We start from the raw sequence: 17,547 nt of genomic DNA on the forward strand, positions 1-17,547 counted from the left end.
TCATTTTATCTAACAAATAACTTTAACATAAAAAGCTAAATATATAAAAATCAAAACTCTTTAGGGCGCAATAAATACAATTCATTAACATTTAAATTACTAGTAATATCATCATTTGAACGTCTTAAATACATTTTTAAAGAATGGATTGTTTTAAAAAATTTATTTTTTAAAAAATTTTTATTAGATTTGTAATCTTTTAAAAATTTTGAAATAGAGCTGTGAACAGTTATTGACTTGTCGAAAAAATTAGAAAAATATTTAAAAACATCATCTACAAAATAAAACCTATTGGCCAAATCAACAAAATTATTAAACAGTACACCAATCCTACCCTTTAAATAATTAATATTTTTTATCATATCAACCCTGTTACCAAGTTTATAATTTTTATCTTCCAAACTCCATTTTGAATATATAGAATTAAATTTAAAATCTTTTACTAAATAATTATACATAGAGTTAAATCTGAAACTATCTTCAGTATATTTTAAAATAAAAAAATATAAAAACCCTTTATTTAAAGACATAAAATTATCCTTAGCCATCCTTATAAAATTTTGATTAACACCCTTTAGAGTGCCTTCATTAACTTTATGTAAAAAAGAATTTCCATTAAAAAGCAAAAGACTATTATTGGGAAAAATTAAATATTCGGTTTTATCAATGTGCCTTACGCTACCCTTGTAAACATTAATAAAATAATTATTAAAATAATCATTGTTAACATAAAATTTTGAAGTATTTTCAGCCTTAAACAAATTATTATTTATAATAACAGAAAATGAAGATCCTTTAACAATGTTATGAATTACAGCATCAACACTTCCTCTAAACAAATATATTTTTGCATCTTGCAAATCTTTAAGAGAAGAATAAAACACAAAACTATTTGTATTGGAATAAAAAATTAAATCTGCAGAAATACCGTTTATTTCATATAAATTTATTTTGAGCTTTGAATTTTCTCCAACCTCAATAAAATCGTACTCAAAAATTTCATCATCTAAATCTAACTTAACAGGAAATGTATTCCTAACAACACCAACTTTACCTTCTATTTCTTTTACAACTGCTACTTGAGAAAATAAAGCCCTACTTGAAAGCAATATCAAAAGGACAAAATGATATATTCTAAAAATATAGTTCTCCTGATCTTTGAAAAACTTATAAGCTTAATTATACCTTGTTTTACATAAATTTATTACACTTTGAACAATGATGAAAAAGAACTATAATTTAATTTAATTTAAGAATTAAAAATATTAAGTTTTTTAAGTTTTTATTGACACACTATAATTGCTATAATAATAAAATAGCAAAAGAGGAACGTTAATATTTAGAGGTTCTTACTTTAAAGATAATAGAAGCCAAGTTATTAAAAGGGTGTATTTATGAATATAAAGAATAAATTAATAAGAAGGGTGTATTTATGAATATAAAGAATAAATTAATATTGATGCTACGCATTGTAGTTGTAATCTCTTTTATTGCATGCAAAACGACTCCAGAAGTAAGAGAGAGTAAAAATGCTAAAATTGCACAATCAGATAATAAAAATTTTCAATTAAGAGATATAAAAGACATTAAAAATGAACTAATAAGAGAGAGGGGACATCTTTTTTATTCTAAAGAGTTTAATGAGGCTGAAAAATTAGAAGAAGCAATGAAACAAAATTTTTCTCAAAGAAAAGTAAAAGAAGGAAATGAAATTGCTCTAAAGGTACTTGAAAGGTATAAAACAATAATAAAAGAAACAAAAGAAAAAAAAGAAAAAACAAATTACCTTAAAGAAAATATTGAAAAGTATTTAAATGATGCAGAAGCAAATGAAGCATATGTATGGATTCCGCTGGAAATCGATGAAGTAAATAACCTATATTTTGAAGCAACAAGAAAATATAAAAATTACGATCTTGACAATGCCCTTGACATGTATAGCAAAGCATTCAACAGAGCACAACAAGCCGCAAAAAATGCTAAAGAAGCTAAAGCTTTAAAAGAAACTGATGAGAGAATGTACAAACAATTAAAAGCGCTTGAAGCAGCTTCTAACTTACCAATTTATAGCAACAATAAGCTTATCAAGCCATCACCATGGAATGGTAGAGCATTTATTAAAGAGAGAAACAGTCATCTAAACCTTTTAAATATCAATAGGGGTATTTATCTTCTTGGAGAAACAGAAACTCAAACTCCAATAGTACTAGCATATGAAGAAAGGGTAGAAGTAGCAAAAAACTCTAAATCTCAAAAACAATTCAAAACACTAGAACTCATTGAGCGATCTAGAAAATTGTGGGAAAAAGGAGTTGAAGCTAAACATGTCAAAAACTTTAGACTTGCCAATGAATTATTTTTAGAATCTGCAAGATACCTAGAAGCTTATCAAAGCAATGCAAGTAGTGAACTTTATGTAATAAAAATAGGCAATACTTTGTGGGGCATTTCTAAAAAATTATACAATGATCCTTATCTATGGCCAAAAATTTGGTTTGCTAACAGACAAAAAATACAAAATCCAGATCTGATTCATTCTAACTGGAAAATAATAATTCCTGCCAAATAAAGCAAAAACAATCATATAGCAAGGCTTAAAAGCCTTGCTATCTTATTTTATATCTAATAAAATTAAATAATAAAAACTAAATAATAAAAACATTCTAAAAGAGACAGGAAATGAAGAAACTAACATTATTAAACTTAATATTTATTTCATGCTATACAATTAACCTAGAAAAGTTAACAAAAGAAACTCCTTATGGGGTTTATCTTAGAGAAGCTCAAAAGGCTATCAATATTAATGATTACAACTCTGCGCTAAAAGCATACGAAAAAATGATTCAAAATTTTGCTCACAACCCAAATATAGTTGCTACTGGTAAATATGAAATTGCATTCATATATTACACAATAAATAAAACAGAAAAAGCAAAAAAAATATTTGAAGAGCTAATAGAAAATAAAATGGAAATGCCCAAATGGATTAAGCCTTTGGCTAAAAAAATATTAAATAAAATAGAAAATAATAATTTAAAAAAATAAAAATTCTTACTGAAATATTATTCCATAAATTGTAATATCTTTTTCTTTTGCAGAATTGATAACATCTTTATAAACAATAGACCCTCTTGGATACTCATGGGGAGGCGCATCCCCTATAACAATAATAAATCTTCTTTCTGCCCGCCAATCAAACTGAGTTACAGCAGCATCAATCCCCTCAAACACAGCTTCTGGATAATCCCCACCACCGCCAACATTAACATATTTAAGAATATTATTCAAATAAGGAACAGTATTAAAATCAAAAGCTTTGGTTAAAAAATCTTCAAGATAGTCTTTATAAAAAACAAGACCTATTCTATAGGATTTAAATTTTTGCAATTGCGGTTCTATTATTGAAAATAAATGCTCTTTTAGAATCTCAATATTACTCTTCATACTGTCAGTAACATCAACAACAAGAACTAGATCTAAATCATAAACTGGATCTTCTGAGTTTTTTAGAATTTTTTTTATTTTATCAACAATATCAATGCCATCCTTAGCAATAACAACTTCATCTGAAAATTTTGTAAAATTATCTCTTAATTCATTAAATTCAATTTTCCCTTGATTTTGATCATCTTTAAAAAGTAATTCATAAGCATTGTCTTGATACTTACCTAAATAATCATTATATTTTTTTTCAAAAGATCTTATAGAAAACCAAAAGGGCTCTTTTTTGTTTTTTAATATTTCTAAATCAATCTCACCACTTCTTGTTGAAAAATTTGGAAATCCGTATTTTAATTTTTTTGGAATCAATATATGAAAAGCTTCTCCAAACTTCTTATTAGGAACGGGTGTGGAAGATGTTAATGACAAAAGTTCTTTATTTTTAATAACTCTTCCATTTAAAATTCTAATTTCATCTCCATTAACCTTATTATAGCTTAATGTACGAAATGAATAAGTAGCCACATCTTTTTTCTTATCAGGAATTTCAAAAGACTCTGTCAATATTACTGATTTAATTGAAGGTTTTTTTCTAATAAAAAGATGAAATCCCTCTTCATGGGCCTCAACATAAACATCATCAATACCAATTTTCAAAGAATTATCTTCAAATCCAAACAAATAAAAACTAATAAAAAGAAATAAAAAAATTTTCTTCATAAGGAAACCGCCCTATAAATAATTCAAAACCAATAAATAAGGCCTATAATCAAAGTTTTTCGGATAAATTTTCATAAAACAAAACATTCGATTTAGAAAAACTATTCTTAAAAATATTCCTGAGATTCAAACTAGCAAGATCTTTTTTAACACTCTTTACCATATCTTCATCTCTATTTAAGATATCAAAAATCTTAGCTGATTCACTTAAATTGCTAACCCCAGAATTAAAAAGTTTAGTATCTCTTATGGATGAAAAAGAAGCCATTACTTCTACAACTCCAAGATTATTATAAGTCTCAATTTCTTTTAATAAAAGAATTTTATGATAATCATTTTCTTTGGGATTAAAATTCAAAACATTGGCCTTCTCTAGTTCTAAATTTTGCATCACCCTTAAATAATAGCTTCTAGAAGCTAAAAAATCACCTATCTTATAAAGAGTTAAGGCAATAGAATTCAAAACTTCGTTACTACTTGAAAACCCCGCCATGCTCTCTACTTTAAATAAATATTTCAATGCATCATCATAATTATTTTCCCTGTAACTAAGTAATCCAACTTTATAGTAAACATCTGGATAATCAACACCCTCATTTATTGCCAATTTATAAGAAGATATTGCAGACTTAAAGTCATTTAAAGATCTAAGAATATCACCTTGCTTTTCATAAATTGAAGAAATTTCCTTAGAACCTTTTATAAGATTATGTTTTTTATAAAAAGAATAATCATTCAAGGCTAAACCAATAATATTACTAGCTCTAAGAGAATCTTTAGATTTTTCATAAATATCTGCTAAAATTTTATAAGCCAATATTTTGTCTCCAGCATCTTCAATTGAATTTTTCTGCCTAAAACTATTTAATGCTTTAAGCAAGTAAGCTTCAGCCTTCTTAAAATCCCCTATGTAATACGAATATCTCCCACTTTCAAAAAGTGCCTTATCGTAATTGGGATTTTTATTTAATATTTTTCTAAGAACATATTCAATCTCTGAATTCATATTAACATTATTGTCAAGCTTGAAAATAGTTCTACCATCATTTCTTTTGAAATCAGAAAATTCCTTATTCAATAAATTTGTTTGCCCATTAAGATAATTTAAGTTTATAGCAAGATTATTTGCCCTCTGATTATAGGTTACAAAAGAAATATATTTGTCTACCAATTTTTTAGCATATTTTGTGTAAACAACTTCATCCACATCTATAATTTCATTTGACTTAATAAAATTATTGACATTATCAGACTCAGTATCTAAACCAGCTTCAATATAAGCATTAAAAAGCTTAAATAAAATTTCCTTTTTTTGTCCATATTTAGAAAGTAAAACCGTATAGCTATTAATACTATCTTTATAGTAACTAGGATTTGTCTTGGCCCATTTAAAATAATTGTCTCCCTTTAATACTAAAGCATCATAATCATAAAGATCATAAGATATAACCTCATCAAGTATTGAATTAGCTTGAGAGTATTCTCCAAGACTAATTTTCATAAAAGCATATGCAATATATCCTTCCTTATTAAACTTTTTTCGCCTTCTATTTGTAGAATTTTTAGAAAAAGGCTCAATTGTAAACAATTCTTCATACTTCTCTTCAGCACTATCAAAATCTCTAATTTCTTCAAACGCTTTAGCATAATTGATAAACCATTTATCATCAGGCCTAATGTAATAAGCGTCTCTAAAGAGAGCTTTTGCAAGCTCTCTTTTATTTGCATATATAGATTCTATACCCTCTTTATACTTGCTCTCAGAGGCAACATAAAAAAACACTACATCTACTATAAAGTAAAAAGAAACTAAGACTAAAACAATAAAAAAAGAAGCTATTTTTATCAAAGGCAACAAAGCTCTTGAGACTCTATAGCTCAATTTTTGCTGAAGCTTGCTAAATTCTTCCGCCTTAAAATAAATTACAGGCAATTTAATAGATCGCCCAACAATATCCCCTACAAATTTAGCAATAAATTTCAACCTTTTTTTATTTTTTTCAACAAGATCAATTAAAGCCTCAAGTTTATACTTTGAAATATTTTCCTTGGTTAAAGCCTCAGCAATTGCAATTCTTAAATTTCTAGGATAGGAATTTAAATGTTTTAAAAATAGTGGATAATTAACTTTAAATTCAAAGCGTTTAGAATTTGAATTTTGATCATACTCTAAAAATTTAAAATCATCTGCAACATTTTCAAAATCATTGTCACCAGTACTTAAATTTAAATTGTCTTCAACAAACATCTCTGCTTGTTCGTCTGTCTGGCTTTTATCATTTACAGTATCATCAATATTAACTTCATTAGATTTATTAGATTGTAAAAAATCATCATCCCCCGAGACAAAAGAATCATTATTGCTTTGATTGCTAATTGATTCTTCAGAACTTAGTTCTGAAGAATCAATTAATTTATCAAAATCAAGTTTAGAAGCAACTTCTAAATCAATAGAATTATCATCAAGAACTTTGTCAATGTTATTTTCAAAAGAATCACTTGAAGAAACATCAAAATCATCATTCAAAGTTGAAAGCCCTAAATCCCTATCAACTCTCAAATCAGAACTACTTGAAGGTAAATTATCATTAAAAATATCAGAATAAGACAATTTATCTTCATTCTCAAGAGCATCAAGCATAAAATTTAAATCAAGTTCATCATCATCTTCCTCTAAACCAAGATCTTCACTTATCCAAGGAACAATACTCTCTCCAGGCTCAGGAAGCTTAACATCCATACTCACACCAAAAGATTCTTTAGATAATCTTTCATTAGAAAGATTATCTAATATTTCTCTTTTAAACTGTTTTATCTTATCTATATCAGGCATATTGCAATCAAATTCCTAGCTCACATTAAAAGTTCTTTTTATACACTTCAAACCCTTCTGTATGAAGCGCATTAAATCGATTCTCTAAATCTTCAGCAATTTTTAACCCCAAAATTTCCTTTGTAACCTCTGTATGACAATCTTTTAAAGTGTTTAAAATCTTCTCCCTATACTCAACAATACTTATAACTTTATCAGCATTATATATAAGGGAGTCTCTTTTAAAAACATCATGGGACATGTCTCCATCTTCAGAAACTTCTAAAACATTTCCATTTATTCCAATCATTAAATAATAGTCAAAAATTTTAAAATAATTACAAATTTCTAAAATTATTTTTTTTGTTTCGGGCCTTCCTTTTCTATATCTAGTAGCTGTAGGAAAAATGAGTATAATGTATCCACTATTTTTCTTTTCATAAATATATTTCATAGAGTTAGCATTAAAAACACGTCTTTGCCTAGCATGCTCTGCACCAACCCCAACAAATGAGTGCGGTGGATACACTAGTATTGCATTATATCCCAAAGAAAGAGTTTTAACAAATAGATTATCTCTGAAAAGCTTAACTCCGGCTATTGGAATAATATGATCTGCAATCTCATGATAACCCATTTTATAAAGTAAAAATTGGAAACAAGGAAAATCAAAATTACTGTAATGCTCCATCAATATAATTGAAGACTTACCGGATTTGACCTTTTGGTAAAGTTCTAAAATATTTTGCATACCAACAATAGTAGATCTATCCTCAAGAAGTCGCTCTATCATTCTATCTACCAACTTTCTACTATTAAGATCTGCATTACGATAAGATTTATCTAAATAATTAACATTTTCAACAGACTTAAATTGACTTACAAAGTCGCTTTCCATATCTTTAAAATATTTATCAAAACTTTCATTTTGTACAAACATAAAACTAGCACCTTTAAAAGCATTTTATTTTGCCACTTAATCATTAGTTATATCATTTTATTTATTACGAACAAACAACTCTATAAAACTAACAATAAATAACCAATATTAAACAAGCACACATTTTTGAAAACATTTCACACCCATTATACCTTATTTATTACACAAATTAAAGTAAAATTTTAGCTTACAACAACAGACAAAATAACACTAAAAACTATTAAATTTATTAGACTTTTTTTATTGTAAGAATTAAAGTAAAATTTAAATATAAGATAAATTAAAGTACCAGGAGGCATAAATACCTAAAAGCAGAACAAGTTAAATATTATTTATTAAAAAATATTAATAAATAATTAAAACAATAAATATGCAAAATATTGAAAAAGGAAAATCCCATGAAATACACAAAAATAGCTTTAATGCTAACTATTTTTTCTTTAATAGCCTGCACCAATAGTATTGCAAAAGAAAAAATAGTTTTTAGAGTGTCAAATTTAAACGAACCATCATCACTTGATCCTCAGCTTTCAACAGACATTTACGGTAGCAATATTATTATAAACCTATTTTTAGGCCTAGTAGTAAAAGATTCACAAACTGGAAAATATAAACCGGGACTTGCAAAAAGTTGGAATATTACTGGGAACGGAACTATTTACACATTTCACCTAAGAGAAAATATAGTTTGGAGCGATGGAGTTGCCATTACTGCTGAAGAGATAAAAAAATCTTATTTAAGAATTTTAAATAAAAAAACAGCTGCATTGTATGCTAATTTGGTAAAATCTACAATAAAAAACGCACAAGAATATTTCGATGAGACGGTATCTGAATCTGAGCTTGGCATAAAAGCTATTGACAGCAAAACCCTAGAAATAACACTAACATCTCCAAAGTCTTATTTCCCCGATATGCTAACAAACTCAGCATACATACCAGTTCCAATGCATATTGTTGAAAAATATGGAGAAAATTGGACAAATCCCGAAAATATAGTTGTTAGTGGCGCATACAAACTCAAAGAAAGACTAATTAACGATAAAATCGTAATAGAAAAAAATGAAAAATATTATAATGCAAAGAATGTAGAAATTGATGAAGTGATATTTTATCCAATAGAAGGTAATGTAGCTTACAATATGTACATAAACGGTGAACTCGATTTTCTGCAAGGAGCAGAAAAGAGCAATTTAGAAGAAATTAAAATAAGAGATGATTATTACTCAGGATTAAAAAATGGAGTGGCATACATAGTATTCAATACAACCATAAAGCCACTAGACAATTCAAAAGTTCGACAAGCCATCTCACTTGCTATTGATAGAGAAACTTTATGTAAAATAGTTTTAAAAGGAAGTTCAGAGCCAACAAGAAACCTAACTCCAAAATTTGATGATTATTCTTATGGAAAAAATTTAATATTATTTGATCCTGAGAATGCAAAAAAACTTTTAGCTGAAGCTGGATATCCAGATGGGAAAGGATTCCCTACATTAAAATATAAAGTCTCAGGGAGAGACCAAAAAGGAGCAGAATTCTTACAAGAACAATTTAAAAAAATCCTAAACATTAAAATAGAAATCGAGAACGAAGAATGGACAACATTTTTAGGAAGCAGAAAAACTGGAAATTACCAAATTTCAAGTTTAGGGTGGTTAGGAGACTATTTTGATCCTTTAACATTTTTAGAAAGCTTACTTACAACAGAAAATCATTTTTTCGGAGCATACAAATATTCTAACAAAGAGTATGACGCTTTAATAGCAAAATCTAATTTGGAATTTGATCCAATAAAAAGACAAGATATTCTAAGAGAAGCCGAAGCAATAATAGTAGAAAAAGATTTTCCTATGGCACCCTTATCTATACCCAAATCTCATTACCTTTTCAGGAATGATAAATGGACAGGGTGGATGCCAAATATTACAGAAAGCTATTTATATGAAGATATTAAAACTAAAAAATAATAAAATAAGTAATTTTAAAATTAAGATTTAAAATTAATATCTACAGAAGGGCAATTATAAAATTAAAGTTAACTTCAAAACGGAGGTATAAAAATTTATGAAATTACAAAAATCATTATTTTCAATAATATTTTTTCTAACTTTTCTTTGTTGTAATGATGCGGAAAAAAAAGAAGGAGTATCATTTAAAATAAGCTTGGGGGCAGAACCAAGCAGTCTTGACCCTCAATTAGCAGATGATAATGTCGCATCAAAAATGATAGACACAATGTTTAGAGGGCTTATTACAGGAGATCCTAACACAGGAGGAAACAAGCCGGGGCTTGCAAAAAGCTGGGATATTTCTTCTGATGGAACAGTTTACACATTTACTCTAAGAGAAAAAATTACCTGGAGTGACGGAGTTGAAATCACTGCAGAAGGAATTAGAAAATCTTATCTTAGAATTTTAAATAAAGAAACCGGATCAAAGTATGTTGAAATGGTTAAATCAGCAATTAAAAATGGTCAAAAATATTTTGATGGACAAGTATCTGACTCTGAACTTGGAATTAGAGCAATTGACGAAAAAACATTAGAAATAACACTAGAATCACCAAAGCCCTATTTTATTGACATGTTAGTACACCAGTCATTTATTCCAATACCAATTCACATTACCGAAAAGTACGGACAAAGCTGGACAAGCCCTGAGAACATGGTTACCAGTGGTCCTTTTAAATTAAAAGAAAGAATTCCTAACGAAAAATATGTGTTCGAAAAAAATGATAAATACTACAACTCAAACGAAGTGGAAGTACAAGAAATTACATTTTACACAACAAATGATAACTCAACAGCATATAAAATGTATGAAAATAAAGAATTAGATGCAATCTTTGGCTCCATACCACCCGATTTAATTAAAGATCTAAAATTACGAAGCGATTATTACTCATCAGCTGTTAATGCCGTATACTTTTATGCATTCAACACACAAATCAAACCACTTGACAATGTTAAGATTAGAAAAGCTTTAACTCTTGCTATTGATAGAGAAACACTCACATATAAAGTTCTTGACAACGGAACTACTCCTACAAGAAGAGCAACTCCTAACTTTAGCACATATTCTTATGCAAAAAATTTAGAATTATTTAATCCTGAAATTGCAAAAACCCTTCTGGATGAAGCTGGTTACCCTAATGGAAATGGATTTCCTATTTTAAAATTAAAATATAATACAAACGAAGCAAATAAAAAAATTTGTGAATTTATTCAAAACCAATGGAAAAAAAATTTAAATATTAATGTAGAACTTGAAAACGAAGAATGGACAACTTACTTAAACACCAAAGCAAATGGAAATTACGAAATAGCAAGAGCAGGATGGATAGGCGATTATGCTGATCCTTCAACATTTTTAAGAATATTCACACAAGGATACACACAATTCTCATCTCACAATTACTCAAACCCAGAATATAACGAGCTTATTAAGAAATCTGATCTTGAACTTGATCCAATAAAAAGACAAGACATCTTGAGACAAGCAGAAGAGATAATTATTGAAAAAGATTTTCCAATAGCACCAATATACATATATGGAAATAGTTACCTTTTCAGAAATGACAAGTGGACAGGCTGGAATACCAATATTTCAGAAAGATTTGATTTATCTCAACTAAAATTAAAAAAATAAATAATTAATACTTAATTAAATAAAAATCGTCTATAAAAAATAAATTAATAGACGATTTTTTTATTGACTTTCTTCTAAAAAAAAGATAGCTTAAAACTCATAAATAATTTTAATTTGGGGAAAAGGTTAAAATGAACTTTAATAAAATTGAAAAAATCGGTAAAAAAATTAAGATGGTAATGCTATTTATGCTTGCCGCGTCTTTGATTGCATGCAATAGCAATTCAGAAAAAGAAAAATTAACATTTAAAGTATACATAGGGGGAGCACCTTCGTCACTTGATCCACACTTGGTAGATGAGACAATAGGAGCAAGGATCTTAGAGCAAGTATTCTCAGGACTCTTAACATTAAATACCAAAACTGGAAAGCTTAAGCCTGGGCTTGCTAAAAATTGGGAAGTCTCAAAAGATAAAAAAACATATCAATTTTACTTAAGAGATAATCTTGTTTGGAGTGATGGAGTTTCAATTACTGCTGAAGGAATAAGAAAATCTTTTTTAAGAATTTTAAATAAAGCAACAGAATCTGCACATGTTGACATGCTTAAATCAATAATAAAAAATGGACAAGAGTACTTTGATGGAAAAGTATCTGATTCTGAACTTGGAATTAAAGCAATTGATAGCAAAACAGTGGAAATAACACTAACATCTCCAAAACCCTATTTTCTTGAATTACTTTTACATCACTCATTCATGCCAGTACCTATTCATGTTATTGAAAAATATAAAGGAAATTGGACAAACCCTGAAAACATGGTTACCAGCGGTCCTTTTAAATTGAAAAAAAGATTACCTAATGAAAAAATTATATTTGAAAAAAACGAACACTATTACAATGCAAAAGAAGTAGAGCTTGAAGAGCTTGTCTACATTACATCTGACAACGATCTGACTGTATACAATATGTACAAAAACAACGAAATTGATGCTATTTTTAACAGCATCCCGCCGGACATTGTAAATGAAATAAAACTACAAAACGACTATTATCAACATAAAAGTAATGCGATTTATTTATACTCATTTAATACAAAAATAAAACCCCTTAATGATGTTAGAGTTAGAGAAGCTTTAACGTTAGCTATTGACAGAGAAACTTTAACTTACAAAGTGCTCAATGATGGTACAGTTCCCACAAGAGAAATAACCCCTAATCTTGAAAATTACAATTATGGCAAAAAATTAACTCTATTTGATCCTGAAAAATCTAAAAAGCTTTTAACACAAGCTGGTTATCCGAATGGGAAAGGATTTCCAACACTAACGCTAAAATATAATACAAACGAAACTCATAAAAAAATTGCTTCATTTATTCAAAACCAATGGAAAAAAATTTTAAATATAAATATTATGCTTACTAATGAAAATTGGCCTGTTCTTACCAATAGTAGAAATACGGGTAATTTTGAAATAATAAGGATTGGACGCATTGGGGAATATTTGGATCCACACACATATTTCACTATATTCACAAGCGAAAATTCACAACTTGCATCGTACAGATATTCAAATTTAGAATTTGATAAACTCATAAAAGAATCAGATTTTGAAAAAGATCCTATAAAAAGAAAAAAAATACTCAGAAAAGCAGAAGAGATAATAATTGAAAAAGATTTTCCTGCCGCACCAATATACATATATTCTGGTCACTATCTTTTCAGAAACGACAAATGGACTGGGTGGAATCCTAATGTATCAGAAGTTTATTATTTTTCTGAATTAAAACCAATTAATAATGCAAAACGCAATTAATTAATTTTTCAAAAAGACTTCAATATAAATTAAAAATAATATTGAAGTCTAATATAATAACACTCAAAAGTATAGCCTTGTTTAAAGCAAAATTACACAAACAATGTTTTAAGGTAAAATTATTTTTTACTTTAAAATCTTAAACAAAAAAACAATCCTCTCTAATCACATAACAAAATTTAAAATAAAAATTTTAAAAAAATAAAGTACATTAAAATAAAATACATTTTATCGAAAATCAAATTGCTAATTATAACGCAAACAAACCACTGCTCCATCAAAAATTATCAATTATAGCTTGAAAAACAATAAATACTATATGATATAATTGACTAATATATAATGTTGCCAATTACCTATTTACAAAGGAGCAAAAATGTTAAAGTTTACTTTAAAAAAAATAATAGGAATGATACCAACTTTACTAGCAATAATTTTTTTATGCTTTTTTGTAATGAGAATGGCTCCTGGAAGTCCATTTGATTCTGAAAAACCCATTGATCCTCAAGTAAAAGCACGATTAATGGAGAAATATCATCTTGATAAGCCTTTTTATATTCAAGCCTTTTATTATATTTCAAACGTTTTCAAAGGAGATCTAGGACCTTCTCTAAAAAAGAAAGATCTTACGGTTAATCAATACATAAAATTAGGATTTCCAAAATCACTTACACTCGGAGTAATATCCCTCATTATATCACTTTCAATAGGAATACCAATAGGAATATTAGCTGCTATTTATAAAAATAATTATATAGATTATATAATAACATCAATAGCAATATTAGGAATTTCCATACCATTATTCGTAATAGGACCAATTTTACAATACTTTTTTGCAATTAAATGGGGCTTATTTTACACCTCTGGATGGATTACAGAAAGAGGAGGATTTTCAAATTTAATTCTACCTATAATAACTCTTAGTATGCCCAATGTAGCTATTTTTGCAAGAATAATCAGAGGCTCAATGCTAGAAATAATACAAAGTGACTTTATAAGAACTGCACGTGCAAAAGGACTAAGCTTCAGAAAGATAGTTATAAAGCACATGTTAAGGGGAGCAATGCTACCTGTAGTAAGTTATATAGGTCCAGCATTTGCTGCTATAATTTCTGGAAGCGTAGTTATTGAAAAAATATTTAGAATTGCTGGAATGGGAATGTTTATAACAGAATCCGCACTAAACAGAGATTACCCAGTATTAATGGGGGGATTATTAGTATATTCAATAATACTGCTTATTTCTATATTAATATCAGACATTATATATAAAATGTTAGATCCAAGAGTATAGGAGAAAATCAAAATGAATAGCCTTGAAAAACAAAATGAAAAAAGTAATTCTAAACTCGAAAGAAGAGCTTGGTCAAGATTCAAAGAAAATAAACTGGCATTCGGCAGTCTTTTTGTAATTGGATTTTATATCTTAATTGCTATTCTACAACCAATATTGCCAATATATAAATACCATACTCAAATAGTAGAGCATTCCGATTTACCACCATCTTTCCAGGCTGCTGGAGAACTATGGTACAATAAAGAAAAAAAATTTATTGAAAAATTAGCAAAAAAAGAAAAAAGAGAAATAAATGAAGAAGAACTAAAAAAACTAGAAGACATAAAAATAAAAATAGAAAATGAAGTTCAAATGATAGATAAAAAGGAAGTAAAAATACACAAAAGAGTGTATTTACTTGGTACAGACAATCTTGGAAGAGATTTGCTTGCAAGATTAATACAGGGCAGTCAAATCTCTCTTTCTGTAGGATTTATTGGGGCTTTTTTGTCTATGATAATAGGAACTATTCTAGGTTCAATAGCAGGATTTTTTGGGGGATTGCCTGATAAAATAATCACCAAAACAATCGAAATTCTTTATGTGTTGCCCTATTTGCTTATTGTAATAATACTAATGTCAATAATGGAAAGAAGTATAATAGGATTATTCATAGCACTTGCATTTGTATCGTGGTTAACAGTAGCTAGAGTTGTGCGAGGCCAAGTACAATCATTATCAAGTTCAGAATTTATACAAGCATCCAAGACCTTTGGCGCAACAAATCAAAGAATAATATTAAAACACTTAATACCTAATAGCATTGGAATGATAGTTATATTCACAACAATAAGAGTTCCAAGCTTTATTATGGCTGAAGCTTTTTTGTCCTTTTTAGGACTTGGAATTTCAGCTCCAATGACAAGCTGGGGAGAATTAGTGCAAAATGGAATTGCTACATTTGTTGAATATCCATGGAAAGTTTTTATTCCAGCTATAGTTATGACAATATTTCTATTATTTATGAACTTTTTAGGTGACGGGTTAAGGGATGCATTTGATCCAAAAGATAGCATCTAAGGAGAAATTGAAATGGAACAAGAAAATATATTAGAAATAAAAAATTTATCAATTGAATTCAGATTAAAACACACAACAATTCATCCCGTAAGTAATATTAACCTATCTGTAAAAAGAGGAGAAATTAGGGCTATTGTTGGAGAATCTGGAAGTGGAAAATCCGTAACAAGCATGGCTATTTTAAAATTATTACCAGAACTTACAACAGTATATAAAAGTGGAGAAATACTATTTGAAAATCAAGATTTGCTAAAACTTAGCGAAAAAGAACTTTTAAAAATCAGAGGGAATAAAATATCAATGATATTTCAAGACCCAATGACTTCGCTCAACCCATTTTTAAGAATATCAACTCAACTTGAAGAAACAATAATTTTGCATCAAAAATTAGGAAAAAAGGAAGCCAAAGAAAAAGCAATAGAAATGTTAAAAACCGTTGGTGTTGTAAACGCAGAAGAGAGAATAAAACATTTTCCTCATCAATTTTCAGGAGGAATGAGACAAAGAGTAATGATTGCCATGGCGCTTAGCTGTCATCCATCCTTACTAATAGCAGATGAACCGACAACAGCCCTTGATGTTACAATCCAAGAGCAAATATTATTATTAATCAAAAACCTCTCTAAAAAATTCAATACTTCTACTATATTTATAACACATGATCTTGCAGTTGTTGCTGAAATTTGTGATACAGTATCTGTTATGTATCAAGGAAAAATTGTAGAAGAGGGAACAGTGGAGGAAATATTTAACAACCCTAAAAACCCTTACACTATTGGACTTTTAAAATCAATTCTTACACTAGAACACGATCCAAATAAAAAACTTTATTCAATAAAAGAAAATCCTATTAAAATCACAAAAACCAGTACTGGGGAGTTTTAAATGAACAGTAAAAAAGAAATAATTCTTAAAGTAGAAAATTTAACACAAACATTCATAACTGGAGAAGATTTTTTATTTTGGAAAAACAAACAAAAAGTCAATGCGGTAAACAATATCAGCTTTGAAGTTGAAAAAAATAAAACTCTAGGACTTGTAGGAGAATCTGGCTGCGGCAAATCTACTACTCTTCGCTCAATAATGCAGCTTTACACACCAACTTCTGGAAATATTTACTTTAACGAAAAAAATATAACTAAACTTTCAAAAAAAGAACTTTTAAAAACAAAAAAAGATATGCAAATGGTATTCCAAGATCCTCATACTTCACTTGATCCAAGAATGACAATAAAAGAAATAATAGCAGAACCGCTAGAAATATACAATGAAAACAAAATTCTTCCAAAAACAAAAAAAGAAATAGAGCAAAGGGTAAACGAATTAACAGATATTGTTGGATTACATAAAAGTATGTTAGCTAGATATCCTCATGAATTTTCTGGAGGACAAAGACAGAGAATAGGAATTGCCAGAGCACTAGCTTTAAATCCTAAGCTTTTACTTTTAGACGAAGCCGTTTCTGCACTTGATGTATCAATCAGAGCTCAAATTTTAAATCTACTAAAAACCTTACAAAAAGAATTTAATTTATCTTATTTATTTATTTCTCACGATCTTGCTGTAGTAAAATATATGAGTGATAAAATCGCTGTAATGTACCTAGGAGTTATCTTAGAACTTGCACCCAGAGAAACACTATTTTCAAACCCAATTCATCCATATACTAAAATGCTAATAGCATCAATTCCTGAAATCGACCCTGAAAAAAGAAAAAATAAAAATATAAAACTAGACGAACAAACTTTAGCAAACATTAGAAAAATTCATTTATCAACCCAAGTACACCCAAAACTTGAAGAAGTAGAAAAAGATCACTTTGTATCTAAATACCTTTTTGATGAAATGAATAAATAACCAATTTAAA

13 protein-coding genes are annotated in these 17,547 nt (G+C 28.2%); 9 read left to right on the forward strand and 4 right to left on the reverse strand.

Annotation, left to right across the window (positions count from 1 at the left end; translation table 11 throughout):
* Window positions 1–50: 50 nt before the first annotated feature.
* Window positions 51–1,109 carry a hypothetical protein gene (locus BVAVS116_RS01585; protein ID WP_040351362.1) on the reverse strand — a complete coding sequence of 353 codons (1,059 nt, stop codon included), beginning with the start codon at window positions 1,107–1,109 and terminating at the stop codon, window positions 51–53.
* 323 nt (window positions 1,110–1,432) lie between these two features.
* Between BVAVS116_RS01585 and BVAVS116_RS01590 the strand changes: the two genes are divergently transcribed.
* Complete coding sequence (locus BVAVS116_RS01590) at window positions 1,433–2,569, forward strand: LysM peptidoglycan-binding domain-containing protein (protein ID WP_006068581.1); 1,137 nt, start codon at window positions 1,433–1,435, stop codon at window positions 2,567–2,569.
* Between the two features lie 110 nt (window positions 2,570–2,679).
* Window positions 2,680–3,045, forward strand: a complete 366-nt coding sequence (bamD, locus tag BVAVS116_RS01595) for an outer membrane protein assembly factor BamD (protein WP_006068496.1) — start codon at window positions 2,680–2,682, stop codon at window positions 3,043–3,045.
* Window positions 3,046–3,051: 6 nt separating this feature from the next.
* Here bamD and BVAVS116_RS01600 read toward each other — a convergent pair whose 3' ends face one another.
* Genes BVAVS116_RS01600 through BVAVS116_RS01610 form a run of 3 tightly spaced genes read right to left on the reverse strand, consistent with a single transcriptional unit; the run spans window position 3,052 to window position 7,913 of the window.
* Window positions 3,052–4,161, reverse strand: coding sequence for a VWA domain-containing protein (locus BVAVS116_RS01600; RefSeq protein ID WP_006068790.1), 1,110 nt, complete (start codon window positions 4,159–4,161; stop codon window positions 3,052–3,054).
* 49 nt (window positions 4,162–4,210) lie between these two features.
* Window positions 4,211–6,994 (reverse strand): periplasmic flagellar collar protein FlcA, encoded by a 2,784-nt coding sequence (gene flcA, locus BVAVS116_RS01605; RefSeq protein WP_006068916.1) that lies wholly within the window; start codon window positions 6,992–6,994, stop codon window positions 4,211–4,213.
* A 25-nt stretch (window positions 6,995–7,019) separates the two neighbouring features.
* The gene (locus tag BVAVS116_RS01610) at window positions 7,020–7,913 is read right to left on the reverse strand and encodes a 1-acyl-sn-glycerol-3-phosphate acyltransferase (RefSeq protein WP_006068849.1); all 894 of its coding nucleotides are present in this window, start codon (window positions 7,911–7,913) and stop codon (window positions 7,020–7,022) included.
* Window positions 7,914–8,311: 398 nt separating this feature from the next.
* Between BVAVS116_RS01610 and BVAVS116_RS01615 the strand changes: the two genes are divergently transcribed.
* The 7 genes from BVAVS116_RS01615 (at window position 8,312) to BVAVS116_RS01645 (ending at window position 17,537) form a co-directional block, all read left to right on the forward strand.
* A complete protein-coding gene (locus BVAVS116_RS01615) occupies window positions 8,312–9,883 on the forward strand; it encodes a peptide ABC transporter substrate-binding protein (RefSeq protein ID WP_006068617.1) in 1,572 nt (523 codons plus the stop codon).
* Between the two features lie 97 nt (window positions 9,884–9,980).
* Complete coding sequence (locus BVAVS116_RS01620) at window positions 9,981–11,564, forward strand: peptide ABC transporter substrate-binding protein (protein WP_006068345.1); 1,584 nt, start codon at window positions 9,981–9,983, stop codon at window positions 11,562–11,564.
* Window positions 11,565–11,695: 131 nt separating this feature from the next.
* A complete protein-coding gene (locus tag BVAVS116_RS01625) occupies window positions 11,696–13,321 on the forward strand; it encodes a peptide ABC transporter substrate-binding protein (protein ID WP_006068990.1) in 1,626 nt (541 codons plus the stop codon).
* Between the two features lie 376 nt (window positions 13,322–13,697).
* Window positions 13,698–14,618, forward strand: coding sequence for an ABC transporter permease (locus BVAVS116_RS01630; protein WP_006068547.1), 921 nt, complete (start codon window positions 13,698–13,700; stop codon window positions 14,616–14,618).
* A 12-nt stretch (window positions 14,619–14,630) separates the two neighbouring features.
* The gene (locus BVAVS116_RS01635; RefSeq protein WP_006068480.1) at window positions 14,631–15,680 is read left to right on the forward strand and encodes an ABC transporter permease; all 1,050 of its coding nucleotides are present in this window, start codon (window positions 14,631–14,633) and stop codon (window positions 15,678–15,680) included.
* A gap of 12 nt (window positions 15,681–15,692) precedes the next feature.
* Window positions 15,693–16,565, forward strand: coding sequence for an ABC transporter ATP-binding protein (locus tag BVAVS116_RS01640; RefSeq protein WP_006068593.1), 873 nt, complete (start codon window positions 15,693–15,695; stop codon window positions 16,563–16,565).
* A complete protein-coding gene (locus BVAVS116_RS01645; RefSeq protein WP_006068674.1) occupies window positions 16,566–17,537 on the forward strand; it encodes an ATP-binding cassette domain-containing protein in 972 nt (323 codons plus the stop codon). It begins immediately after the preceding gene.
* The last annotated feature ends 10 nt before the right edge of the window (window positions 17,538–17,547 follow it).

The sequence above is a fragment of the Borreliella valaisiana VS116 genome (genome assembly GCF_000170955.2).
Classification (GTDB): Bacteria; Spirochaetota; Spirochaetia; order Borreliales; family Borreliaceae; genus Borreliella; species Borreliella valaisiana.